General features: G+C 63.8%; 11 protein-coding genes. 7 read left to right on the top strand and 4 right to left on the bottom strand.

Annotated elements, in window-relative coordinates; all coding sequences use genetic code 11:
• Positions 1-56: 56 nt before the first annotated feature.
• The 5 genes from FJ426_RS19960 to FJ426_RS31450 all read left to right on the top strand — a co-directional run bounded on the left by FJ426_RS19960 (position 57) and on the right by FJ426_RS31450 (position 4,885).
• Positions 57-746, top strand: coding sequence for a 4Fe-4S dicluster domain-containing protein (locus FJ426_RS19960; RefSeq protein WP_140559619.1), 690 nt, complete (start codon positions 57-59; stop codon positions 744-746).
• A gap of 105 nt (positions 747-851) precedes the next feature.
• Positions 852-1,589, top strand: a complete 738-nt coding sequence (locus tag FJ426_RS19955; RefSeq protein ID WP_140559620.1) for a dienelactone hydrolase family protein — start codon at positions 852-854, stop codon at positions 1,587-1,589.
• A gap of 146 nt (positions 1,590-1,735) precedes the next feature.
• Positions 1,736-2,296: an RNA polymerase sigma factor gene (locus FJ426_RS19950; RefSeq protein WP_140495662.1), complete on the top strand. Its 561-nt coding sequence runs from the start codon at positions 1,736-1,738 to the stop codon at positions 2,294-2,296.
• A 2-nt stretch (positions 2,297-2,298) separates the two neighbouring features.
• Positions 2,299-4,413: a VWA domain-containing protein gene (locus FJ426_RS19945; RefSeq protein ID WP_140559621.1), complete on the top strand. Its 2,115-nt coding sequence runs from the start codon at positions 2,299-2,301 to the stop codon at positions 4,411-4,413.
• A 208-nt stretch (positions 4,414-4,621) separates the two neighbouring features.
• Positions 4,622-4,885: a hypothetical protein gene (locus tag FJ426_RS31450; protein ID WP_181170866.1), complete on the top strand. Its 264-nt coding sequence runs from the start codon at positions 4,622-4,624 to the stop codon at positions 4,883-4,885.
• Between the two features lie 16 nt (positions 4,886-4,901).
• On the opposite strand, the gene bmt is transcribed toward FJ426_RS31450, so the two are convergent.
• Together bmt and FJ426_RS19930 are read right to left on the bottom strand one after the other, a co-directional pair.
• Positions 4,902-5,924, bottom strand: a complete 1,023-nt coding sequence (bmt, locus tag FJ426_RS19935) for a betaine--homocysteine S-methyltransferase (RefSeq protein WP_181167334.1) — start codon at positions 5,922-5,924, stop codon at positions 4,902-4,904.
• Positions 5,925-6,039: 115 nt separating this feature from the next.
• Complete coding sequence (locus FJ426_RS19930) at positions 6,040-6,897, bottom strand: helix-turn-helix transcriptional regulator (RefSeq protein ID WP_140495665.1); 858 nt, start codon at positions 6,895-6,897, stop codon at positions 6,040-6,042.
• A gap of 229 nt (positions 6,898-7,126) precedes the next feature.
• On the opposite strand from FJ426_RS19930, the gene FJ426_RS19925 reads away from it, so the two are divergent.
• On the top strand, positions 7,127-8,134 hold the full coding sequence (locus FJ426_RS19925; protein WP_140555051.1) for a fatty acid desaturase: 1,008 nt from the start codon (positions 7,127-7,129) through the stop codon (positions 8,132-8,134).
• Positions 8,135-8,225: 91 nt separating this feature from the next.
• Positions 8,226-9,056: a PhnD/SsuA/transferrin family substrate-binding protein gene (locus FJ426_RS19920; protein WP_140559623.1), complete on the top strand. Its 831-nt coding sequence runs from the start codon at positions 8,226-8,228 to the stop codon at positions 9,054-9,056.
• Here the strand turns inward: FJ426_RS19920 and FJ426_RS19915 are convergent.
• Both FJ426_RS19915 and FJ426_RS19910 read right to left on the bottom strand, forming a co-directional pair.
• Positions 9,021-10,376 carry a Xaa-Pro peptidase family protein gene (locus FJ426_RS19915; RefSeq protein ID WP_140559624.1) on the bottom strand — a complete coding sequence of 452 codons (1,356 nt, stop codon included), beginning with the start codon at positions 10,374-10,376 and terminating at the stop codon, positions 9,021-9,023. The two genes, FJ426_RS19920 and FJ426_RS19915, sit on opposite strands and share 36 nt — an antisense overlap.
• A 9-nt stretch (positions 10,377-10,385) precedes the next feature.
• Positions 10,386-12,201, bottom strand: a 1,816-nt coding sequence (locus FJ426_RS19910; RefSeq protein WP_140732253.1) for an FAD-dependent oxidoreductase, incomplete at its 5' end; no start/stop codon positions are given.

Below are 12,201 nucleotides of genomic sequence, written 5' to 3'. Positions count from 1 at the left end.
AACATCATCCACAAGGAAGTCTGGCGGAGCGCCTTCTCCGATCCGGTCAAGAAGGGATGATTCCTTCGCGCGGCAGGATGGAGGAGATTGCGGCCGCGCTTGGCGCCGACGGCCTCATCCTGCGTGGCGGCTTCACCTTTGCGGACGGCGAGGCAGCGCCTTGTGGCCGCTCCGGTGCACCAACCAGGTCGGCGCTGCTGGTGGGACAGGCGGGGGCAGCACCCTGGCCGCATTTTCTGCGCTGGCGTGAAAAGCAGCCGCGAGCAATCGCCAATCCGCTCGACACCTGGTCCCGGCAGGTCATAGGCGCGGTCGCGGAAGAATTCGGCGCACGCGCCGTGTCGCCGTCCGACAAGCCCTATCTGCCGTTCCAGCGATGGGCGATGCGGGCCGAGGGCCTGAAGCCGTCACCGCTCGGCATCCTCATGCATCCGCGATATGGGCTTTGGCATGCCTATCGCGGCGCGCTGCTGTTCGAGGACGAGATCGCGCTCCCGGAGGCTCGCGAGGCGGTCCATCTTTGCGACACCTGTGTCGACAAACCGTGCCTGAAATCCTGTCCGGTCGATGCCTATTCCATCCAAGGTTTCGCCTACCAGGCCTGCCTGGCGCATGTGCGCGGGCCGAGTGGCGGGCCCTGTTGTGACGGCGGCTGCCTTGACCGCAACGCCTGTCCCTATGGCACAGCCTATCGCTACCCCTCAGAGGTGCAGGCCTTCCACATGGCAGCGTTCGCGGGCCGGTAAGCTCGTCGCGCTGCCGCACGAAATGTTGACTGCCAAAATCAGGCAACAGCTTGCCCTGTCGGCGTGCCCGGATATGTATCGCCCAGCAACCGAACGGAGCTGGCGATGCCGAAACAGGACCTTCAGATCAAGACCAGGGACGGCACGGCGAGGGCGGGGCTGTTCCGCCCGGCCAACGCTTCCCCGCCCAAGGCCGGCATCATCCTCTATATGGATGCCTTCGGCCCGCGCCCGGCGCTCGACGGCATGGCCGAGCGGCTGGCGGAGGAGGGCTACGCGGTTCTGGTGCCCGATCTCTTCTATCGCAACGCGCCCTACGGTCCTTTCGATGCCAAGACCGCCTTCGTCGAGGAGAGAACCAAGGTGCCGCTGATGGCGCTGATCAGCGGCACGACGCAGGAGATGACGATTGCCGACAGCGGCGCCTTCCTCGACACACTCGCTGCCGAAGGCGTCACCGGGCCGATCGGCGTTGTCGGCTATTGCATGGGCGGCGCGCGGGCGCTGAACGCAGCCGCCTCCTATCCGGATCGCATCAGGGCGGCGGCCAGTTTCCACGGCGGCAATCTCGCCAGCGACGCGGCCGACAGTCCGCACCGCAAGGCGGGGTCGGTCAAGGCACGCGTCCATGTCGGCATGGCCGGCGTCGACAGGAGTTTTCCGCCCGAACAATCAGCGCGGCTGGCCGAGGCGTTCAGGGCGGCGGAAGTCGATTACGTGCTGGAGAATTATGTCGGCATGGCGCATGGCTGGTGCGTGCCGGACCACAGCGTCTACAACGAAGATGGCGCCGAGCGGCATTGGAACCGGTTGATCACCCTGTTTTCCGAGACGCTCGGGTAAAGCCAATCTTCGAGAGGTCGGCGCCGCCCCTCATCCGCCCTTCGGGCACCTTCTCCCGTAGAACGGGGAGAAGGAAGAGGTACCAGTAAAAAAATCTTTCCCTCACCCCAAGGATTGGCCATTAGCCTTCGTCCAACAGGCAAATGATGGCGATGATGCTGGATGAGAGCGAAGCCTCCGACGCCGAACTGATCGGGCGGGCGAAGGGCGGAGACAGGGGAGCTTTCGGCGCGTTGCTCGAAAGGCACTATGACTTCGTCTATCGCGCCGCCTACCGCTGGTGCGGTCGGAAGGCGGACGCCGAAGACATCGCCCAGGAAGTCTGCGTCCGGCTCGGCAAGGCGATCCGCGACTATCGCGGCGGCAGCGCCTTCACCACGTGGCTCTATGCCATGACGCTGAACGCCGCGCGCGACATGATGCGCAAGAGCGCCCGCGAGACGGTCAAGACCGAAGCCTATGGCGTCCATGCGCTGATTTCGGGCGAGGATCCTGCCGAGAACGAGGATCCTGCCGAGGCGATGTGGGTCGCGGTGCGGCAACTGCCCGACAAGCAGCGCGACGCCGTGCTGCTGGTCTATGGCGAGGGCTTGAGCCACGCCGCCGCCGCCGAGGCGATGGCGATCTCGGAGACGACGGTTTCCTGGCACATCCATGAAGCGAAGAAACGGCTGAAGACGCTCATGCGTTCAGCCGGGGAAGTGTGACCATGGTCGACGAGAACGAACTCAAGAGGCTGCGCGACATAGTGATCCCGGCTCCCGGCGAGAGCGCGAAGGCGCGCGCCTTCGAGGCCGCCTTGCGCGCCTATGATGAGGAAAATATTTCCGCCGTCAGCCAAGGATCGGCCGGCGGCCTTCGTCTCACAGAGCGAGCACGAAAGCTCTGGAGCGAAATCATGCAAAAGAAACTCATTGCCACGCCGGCTATTGCCGGGCTCGTCGCCCTGCCGATCGCCGGATACGCCACTTTCCATATGCTGAGGGAACAGCCGTCCACTTTCGGCGGCGGCGAAAAGATCACCGAGACGCTGGCCGACAAGCCCGCCACGGTGAAGCCGCTGGCTAAACAGGCCACGGGCGATCAGGCGATCGACAAACCGCTCGCAACGAGCGCGCCTGAGAAAGACAAGAAGACCGACGCGGAAAGCCGCGACGAAACGGAGGCCTTGGCGGCGCCGAGCAGATCCGAATCGGCCGTTGCTGGAGGCCTGGCGCCGCAGAATGCGCAGGAACAGGTTGCGCCGGCGGAACCTGCGCCACCTGCGCCAACGGGCGCGTTCGCCCTGGATAGCACTGCCGCGCCCAGCACGTCGCGAGCCGCACGCATGTCCAAAATGATAGCACCGCAGCAGCCGGCCATGGCGCCGGCGGACCAGATCGCACCACCGGAGGAAAATCGCGACCGCGTCCAGGATTTCAAGACCAATTCGGTGCATTCGGCACTCGAGGACCCGGTCTCGACCTTTTCGATCGATGTCGACACCGCTTCCTATTCCTTCGTGCGTCGTTCGCTGAAAGAGGGTTTCCTGCCGCAGGCCGACACGGTGCGCGTCGAAGAGATGATCAACTATTTCCCCTATGACTGGAAGGGGCCGGATGCGGCGTCGACGCCGTTCAATTCGACCGTCAGCGTCATGCCGACGCCGTGGAACGCGCACAGCAAGCTGATGCATGTCGCCATCAAGGGTTTCGACGTCAAGCCGGCCGAGCAGCCCAAGGCCAATCTGGTGTTCCTGATCGACGTCTCGGGCTCGATGGACGAACCGGATAAATTGCCGCTGCTCAAGTCGGCATTCCGGCTGCTGGTCAGCAAGCTGAAGGCCGACGACACCATCTCGATCGTCACCTATGCCGGCGATGCCGGCACGGTGCTGATGCCGACAAAGGTTGCCGAGAAGGACAAGATCCTCAACGCCATCGACAATTTGCAGCCGGGTGGCTCGACGGCCGGCGAGGCCGGCATCAAGGAGGCCTACAAGTTGGCCGAGCAGTCCTTCATCAAGGACGGGGTCAACCGCGTGATGCTCGCCACCGACGGCGACTTCAATGTCGGCCAGAGCGACGACGACGATCTCAAGCGCCTGATCGAACAAGAGCGCAAGAGCGGCGTCTTCCTGTCGGTGTTCGGTTTCGGCCGCGGCAATCTGAATGACCAGATGATGCAGACCATCGCGCAGAACGGCAACGGCACCGCCGCCTATATCGACACGCTGGCCGAGGCGGAAAAGGTGCTGGTGGAGGATGCCTCCTCGACGCTGTTCCCCATCGCCAAGGACGTGAAGATCCAGGTCGAGTTCAATCCCGCCAAGGTCTCGGAATATAGGCTGATCGGCTATGAGACCCGCGCCTTGAACCGCGAGGATTTCAACAATGACCGCGTCGATGCCGGCGACATCGGTTCGGGCCATTCGGTCACCGCGATCTACGAGATCACGCCCAAGGGCAGCGGCGGCGAACGGATCGACCCGCTGCGCTATGGCCAAGCCGCGGTGAACAATGGCGGCGTCGCCAATGCGGACGAATACGCCTTCGTCAAGATACGCTACAAGCTGCCCAACGAGGACGTCTCGAAGCTGATCACCACGCCGGTTACGTCGGCCAACGAAGTTGCGTCCTTCGGCGAGGCCAGCGCCGACCAGCGTTTCTCCGTCGCCGTCGCGGCGTTCGGCCAGAAGCTGCGCGAGGAGGATGCAACGGCGAAGTTCGGCTACGACAAGATCTTGGAGATCGCCACAGCCGCCCGGGGAGCCGACCCGTTTGGGTACAGGTCCGAGTTCCTCTCGCTTGTGCGCCTTGCCTCGGCGCTGAGCGGCAACCGCTGATGTTGATGACGGTCGGTTTCTTCCAGATGGGGTCGTTCTGATGGGAAAACCGGCCACGGGCGGGTGAGGCGAGGCCGGCGAGGGGGCATTCCCTGCCGGCCCGTTTTTTTCGGAATTTGCGATCGTTAAATTGCGCGGCATTTCCGGTACCGGATCGCAATTTCCTCTTGTTACGCCGGATAGGTGTGTGGGGCTGAGGGAGCCGGAATTGCAGATCAGGACTACCGCCAACTCGACACCGCCGGCACGGGACGCTTCGGCGGCCGCCCAATCAGCCAAATCCAGGCGCATCGGCGACGATGTCGCGCAGGCGCGCCACACCGCCATGTCGGCTCTGACCAACGACCGTTTCCGCATTATGCTGGAGCAGATCACCGATCCGGTTTCATCCGGAGCGCTGATGACGATGCGCGGCGACAATGTCGTCGATCTCAAATCGGCGCAGTCGAGCTACGCCGACAACAGCGAATAATTAGAAAGCGGTGGCTTCAGGCCCGGCTGCGACGACGCTCGCGGCGGGCCTCGCTGGTCTCGGCGCTGTTCGCCGTGGCCACCTTGTTGCGCATCGGACCGATGCGCTCGACGATCGTCTCGACGGTCGGACGATCCGCCTTGGTGTGGGCGTCGAGCGCCTTGCGCATGGCGGCCAGGTGCTGGAACGAGGTGCCGCAGCAGCCGCCGATGATTTTCGCGCCGCCGTCGACAGCAAGGCGCACATAGTCGGCCATCAGTTCGGGCGTGCCGGAATAGTGGATCTCGGTGCCGCGGAATTCGGGAATGCCGCAATTGCCCTTGACGATCACGGTTGCCTCCGGCTTCGCCTGCGTCATGTCGAGCAGCGAGGCGAGGATGTCGGAAGCGCCGACGCCGCAATTGGCGCCGACGCCGAGCGGTGCTTGCGACAAGCCATCGGCGACGCCGTGTATGTCCTTCGGCAGCAGGCCCATCATGGTGCGGCCGGCGGTGTCGAAGGAACCGGTATAGGTATAGGGCAGGCCGACGCGGATCGCCGCTTGGGCGGCGGCACGGATCTCGTCGGGCGCCGACATGGTCTCGATCCAGGCGACCTCGGCGCCGCCCTCCTTGAGGCCTTCGATCTGCTCGGCGAAGGCGTCGACCGCCTCGTCATAGGTCATGGCGCCGAGCGGCACCAGCAACTCACCGGTCGGGCCAACGGAGCCGGCGACGATCACCTTGCGCCCGGCCTTGTCGGCAACGGCGCGGGCGATCTCGGCGGCGCGCTTGTTCAGGGCGTGCACGCGGTCCTGGGCATGATGCAGCTTCAGCCGGTGACGGGTGCCGCCGAACGAATTGGTCAGGATGATGTCGGCGCCGGCGTCGACGAAATTCTGGTGCAGGCGGGTGATGGTGTCGGGCGCGGTCTCGTTCAGCAACTCAGGCGCCTCGCCAGCCTCCAGACCCATTGCGAACAAATTGGTGCCCGTGGCGCCGTCGGCCAAAAGCACGCCTTTTTGCGCCAGCAGCGCGTCGATCGGGTTGGTCGTCGTCATCGGATTGGCTTTCACATTCTGAATTCGGATAAGGATATAAAGAAGTCTTTATGTCCAGTCAATGAAATAGCGACGGCGGAGTCGCAGTTGAAGGGCGCGGTTACGGGTGCCGCTGTCATGCGGAACCTGATGGAAACGACAGGCCAGCCAGATTGCGCGCGAAGCTTGCTGCCTCATGCGGGTTGACGTCGGCGGCCCGGATCAGATTGTCGAAATGCCGGGTCAAGGCCTGGACCGGCTGGGTGGCATTCAGCACGACGTACATGTCGCCGACATAGATGGCGGCGCGGTAAGGTCCGAAAATGGTGAGCGGGATCGAATAGCGCATGCGGCCGTCGTAGAGAAACAGCCGGAAAGTCGGATAGAGATCGTCAAGCAGCGTCGCCATATGGGCGAGTTGCTGCCGACGGTCGGCCTCCGGAAAGCGGTCCCAGACGCCGAGGCCGCGTGCAAAAATCTCCAGCGTGTGACGCGGCATGCAGACTTCCATGTCGGTCTCCGGGCGCCGGTTGTATTCGATGCGGTATTGGGTCTCGCTGGCCTGTGCGAGCCTGCTCCTGTTGGTGATGTTTGCCTCATAGTCGACCAGCGCGTGGGTCCGCAGAAGATCGGGGATGCCGGCCGGCACATAGCGGATCTTGGTGCCCGCGGCCTCGGCGAACCATCTGGCCAGAAGCGTGCGGTCGAAACCGTCGGGGGCTTCCTCGATCTCCAGGCTTTCGCGGATTTCACCGGTGACGCCCTCGTCCTGGCTGAGGCCGAGCAGCCAATCCAGCGACACTTTGAACTCGGCCGCGATGTTGAGCAGCGTTTCGGCCCGCGGCAAGCGCGTCGACGCGCCCGACATCAGCTGCGACAGCGCCGACCGATCGATGCCGACGGCGGTGGCGAAGGCGGACTGGTTGAGGTCGGACCTTGTCAGGAGCAACTTGAGACGCTCCCGAAAGATTGCTGACAGATCTCGTTTGTCCATCTTCCAAGTCTCCGAATCATGAGGAAAAATTTTCGCCGAGACGTCCTGACGAGGCGCTCCAGGCGTAAATGAATCCCTAGGCCTGTTTACAATCTGTAACATGTGCGGTTGAAAATGCGCAATCGCAACATTTTGTACACTTTGTCTCGTTGAGTGGAATCGTTTCTCCTGACACTATGCTGTCAGGAGCCACTGGGGTTCCGGCGACTGAGGGGCAGTGGTCGATAGCATGACTGGCAAGAGCATCAGGCGACGCAATACACCGGCCATCGAGTGGCCAACCGTAGCCCTCGCTTTCTTCTGTTACGGAGCATGGCTCGCCACCGGCCTTCTGCTCTGGCCGTCCTATCCGATCTTCGCGCTCGCTCTCCTCGGTTTCATCCTGGCACTTCAGTCGTCGATCATGCACGAAGTGCTGCACGGCCATCCGACGCGCAATGCGCTGATCAACGAGGCTTTCGTCTTCCTGCCGATCGGTCTGGTCTGGCCGTTCCGCCGCTTCAAGACGCTTCATCTGCGCCATCATGCCGACGAGCGCCTGACCGATCCGCTCGACGATCCGGAAAGCTACTACCAGGCGCTTTGGCAGCATGACGACCTGCCGCGAGCAATGAAATTCCTGCTCAGGATCAACAACACCATGGCCGGCCGGTTCTTTCTCGGTCCCTGGCTGTCCTGCATCGGCTTCTTCATCGACGACGCCAAGCACATAATGGCCGGCGACAAGGCCATCCGCAAAGCCTGGCTGCTGCATGCGATCGGCCTCGCCGTCGTGGCGCCGATCGTGCAGTTCGGCTTTGGCATTCCGCTTTGGCTCTATATTCTCCCGGTGTGGCTCGGCCAGTCGCTGATCGCGATCCGCACCTTTGCCGAGCATCAATGGTCCGAGCATCCCGAAGGCCGCACGGTGATCATCGAGCGCTCGCCGCTGTCGTTCCTGTTCCTCAACAACAATTTGCACTTCGTCCACCACAAGACCCCAACGGTGGCCTGGTACAGACTGCCTCAGCTGTTTCGCGAGCGTCGCGAGGAATGGCTGCGGATGAACAATGGCTATGCCTATCCCAACTATTTCGCGCTGATCAGGTCCTATGCTTTCAAGGCCAAGGAGCCGATCGTGCATCCGGTGTTGCGGCGCCAGCCGGAGCCGGGCAGGGCGTTCAAGCCGCGCGTCAGGGCGCGCAGCATCAGCGGGCTCGGCACCGCGCCAGTCCCGGCCGAGCCGCCCAAGGAATGAAGCCCGCGACACGACGGACGGTGTCGGCTAACTCAAATCCGACGCCGCGTTTTTGTGAACCTCTCTCCAGATTTAATGGTCAGATCCCGGCATGAGCGAATTCGTTGCAGCGCTGCCGATGTATGACTGGCCGGAAGTGCGCCGCGAGGTCGACGCCCAATGGGCACTGCTGCGCGATGCCTTCCGTCAAGGGGGGGTAATCGATGCGCCGGAGACCGTCATTCGCCGCAACGGCGATCTGCCGCCGGTGCCGGGTGGCATTCATAGTGGCACCGGCGTTCTGATCGCGCCCGACCCCGCGACACTGCCGCCGGACGCGCTCGATTTTCACCAGCTCTGGCTGCATCCCGCACTGCTGTTCGCGCAGACTTGCTGGGGGCCGATGGAGCTTGGCCTCGCTGGCCATGTGCAGGTTGTCAGCCAGCCGAGCTATAATGCCTACGAAGGCGGGCAGGGGCCGCTTTATTCGAGCGCGCTTGTCATGCGGGCGGACGGCAAGGCGTCGGTGCCTGCGCCTGCCAATGGCAGGCCCGTCATCCCGCTCGATCTGATCCGCGGCAAACGCTTTACCTTCAACAGCCTCGATTCAATGTCCGGTATCATTGCGCCGACGCGAGACCTGGAGGCGCTGGGCGAAAGCCTCGACATATTTTCCTCGCGCAGCGAAAGCGGCGGACATCGCGCTTCGATCGTCGCCGTGGCCGAGGGCAGGGCCGATGTCGCGGCGATCGACTGCGAGAGCTGGGCGCTGGCGCAGCGCTTCGAGCCGGCCGCCCGGCAGGTGAAGGTCGTCGGCTGGACAGGCCTGCGCAAGGGCCTGCCCTTCATCACCGCGAAAACGACGCCGGAAAAAACGGTTGCCGCGATGCGGGAGGCCCTTGCCGGCTTAGCCGAGCAGCCTCGCATCCAGCGGATAGGTTGAAAGCTTTTCGTTGCCGGTGCCGGTGACCAGGATCTGTTCCTCGATCTTGACGCCCTCGCGCCCGCCGAGCCTGCCGATATAGCTCTCCACGCACAGCACCATGCCTGGCTCGATCACGCCGTCGGGCGTGTCCGATGTCCAGTCGTCGGCATGCGGCAAGGTGGGGTATTCGTCGGCCAGCCCGACGCCATGGTAGAGCACACCATAGCGGGTCGGGAAACAGTCGCCGGGCGGCACCGCCGAGCGGTCGACAAGGTCGCGGAAGGCGGTGCCCGGCTGTATCAATTCGGTGTTGTGCGCGATCTGGTCGGCGGCGATGCGGAAAAGATCGCGCTGTTCGTCGGTTGGCTTCACATCCCCGCACAGCCAGGTGCGCGACAGGTCGGCGCAGAAGCCGTAGGGGCCGATCAGGTCGGTGTCGAAGGCGACGAGATCGCCCGCCTCGATGAGGCGCGAGGAGCATTCCTGGAACCAGGGGTTGGTGCGCGGGCCGGATGCCAACAGCCGCGTCTCGATCCATTCGCCGCCGCGGGCAATGTTGCCGCGGTGCAGTTCGGCCCATAATTCATTCTCAGAGATGCCGGGCTTCAGCGCCTGTTCCATCTCGCCCATTGCCGCCTCGCAGGCGACGATGGCGCGGCGCATGGCAAGGATCTCGTCCGGCGATTTCATCAGCCGGGCATTCTCCATCACCGCTTCGCCATTGCCGATGGAAATGCCGCGGCGCGCAAGTTCCTCGACGCCTTCCGGATTGATTTGGTCGACCGCGATGCGGCTGTTGCAGCCGCCATGTTCCCGCACCAGATCGGCGATCCCGGCCGCCCAGCGGCGGACCTTCTGCTCGGTGAGTTCGCCGCTGTACAGATACATCCACGAGACGGCGGGGCGAACCTCGTCGACGACGCCGGAATGGTCCGACAGATGTTCGCAGGAGAAATAGTCGAACAGCACCACCGGCCCGTCGGTGGCAACGAAACAATGCCGTGTCGGGTTGTGCGCCACCCAAAGCTGCATGTTCGTGGAATCGATCGCATAGCGGATGTTGACGGGATCGTAGAGCAGCGCGCCGGCATAGCCGCGGCGCTTCAGCTCGGCGCGGATGCGCGCCAGCCGGTATTGGCGCATTTCGGCCAGGTCGGGGGCGGCAATGCCTGCCGCCGCCCATTCCGCTTCGGCTGTCGCGCCGTAGCCCAGCACATGCTGGTTGAGATCAGCCGCCTTCCGGCGGGAGGCGTCGCGCAGCGCCTCGATCGAGCCCGGCACAAACGGCATGATCTTGCGGTGGCGGCCGAAGCTCCCCTTTGGCGCCGCGCTGTCCATGGCGAAACCTCAGCTCCGCATCTTCTCGCCGCTCGGGTCGAACGGCGCCTCGACATTGATGCGGGCCGGACGGCGATGGCCGAGGATTTCGATCTCGAACAGGCCGGCGCTTTCATCCTGGGCCAGCGCCGCCGGCACGTAGCCCTGCGCCATCGACTTCTGGACGTAGTGGGCATAGCCGCCGGAGGTGACCCAACCGACCACGCGCCAGTCGCCGTCGACGATGCCGCGCACGGCGGATGCGCCTTGTGCCGCCTTGGAGCCCCGCACTTCCTTGCCGGCAGCATCGAAGCGCGGCGCGCCAAAGCCATGCGGCTTTTCCACCGTACCGTAGTCCTTGCCGACCTTGGCCCAGATCGGCTCGTCACCCATCACGTCGGCGTCGGCCGCCTCGACGATAAAGGACACGCGGCGCAGCTTCGGTCCTTCGGCCCGTTCCCTGGCGGCCGCGTCGCGGCCGATAAAGTCGTTCTTCTCCAGCTTGATGAAGCGGTCCATCGAGCCTTCGAACGGTCCGTAGATCGGGCGCAATTCGCGGAACCAGGTCGGGAAGTTCTTTTCCAGGCGCATGGAGAGCAGGGCGCGCATGCCGAAATCGACCAGGCCGAATTCTTCGCCTGCGTCCCTGATCGCCTTGTAAACCAAGCGCTGATAGGCCGGCGCCATCCAGATCTCGTAGCCGAGGTCGCCGGTATAGGTGATGCGGTTGACCATGCAGGGCGCGCCGCCGACCGCCATTTCGCGGAAATCCATGAAGCGGAAGGCCTTGGTCGAGATGTCGACATCGACCAGCTTCTGCAGGAGATCCCGCGACTTCGGTCCGGCAATCGACAGGCCGACAAGCGTCTGGTCGAAGCGGTGGATGCGCACCTCTGACGCCCTTCGACCATCTTTCGGCAGGTGCTTTTCGAACCAGCGCATGTGATATTTCTGCGCGGCCGACGAGCCCCAGATCATGAAGCGGTCTTCCGCGGCCTTGGCGATTGTGAAGTCGCCGATCAGCTTGCCGAATTCGTTGATCATCGGGGTCAGCACGATGCGGCCCGCCTTCGGCATGCGGTTGGTCATCAGCCGGTTGAGGAAATCCTCCGCCCCCGGTCCGGAGACCTCGTATTTGGCGAAGTTGGCGATTTCGGTGACGCCGACGCGCTCGCGCGTGCCGCGCACTTCCTCGCCGATCGGGCCAAAATCGTTGGAGCGGTGGAAGGAGACGATATCCTTGGGCTCCTTGCCCTTCGGCGCGAACCATAGCGGGGTCTCGAGGCCCCAGGAGTCGCCCATGACGGCGTTGTTGGCGAGCATGGTGTCATAAAGCGGCGTCGTCTGCGCCGGGCGTGCTGCCGGCAGTTCCTCATTGGGGAAGCGGATTGAGAAGCGGCGCGAATAGTTCTCGCGCACCTTGGCGTTGGTGTAGCGCAGGCTCGCCCATTCGCCGAAGCGGGCGACGTCCATGCCCCAGACGTCGAAGCCGGGATCGCCATGCACCATCCAGTTGGACAGCGCCAGGCCGACACCGCCGCCCTGGCTGAAGCCGGCCATGACGGCGCAGGCGCACCAGAAGTTGGTCAGGCCCTGCACCGGGCCGACCAGCGGATTGCCATCCAATGCGAAAGTGAAGGGACCGTTGATGATCTGCTTGATGCCGGCTTTCTCGATGCCGGGGAAATGCTTGAAGCCGACCTCCAGCGACGGGGCGATGCGGTCGAGGTCGGGCTGCAACAGCTCGTGGCCGAAATCCCAGGGCGTGTTGACCGGCGACCACGGCTTGCACGCCTTTTCGTAAGTGCCAAGCAGGATGCCGTTGCGCTCCTGGCGGGTGTAGATC

Origin of the sequence: Mesorhizobium sp. B2-6-4 (assembly GCF_006441495.1) — a bacterium.
GTDB lineage: Bacteria > Pseudomonadota > Alphaproteobacteria > Rhizobiales > Rhizobiaceae > Mesorhizobium.
The sequence above is the reverse complement of the archived record's forward strand: the minus strand, read 5'-3'. Positions and strand labels throughout refer to the sequence as shown.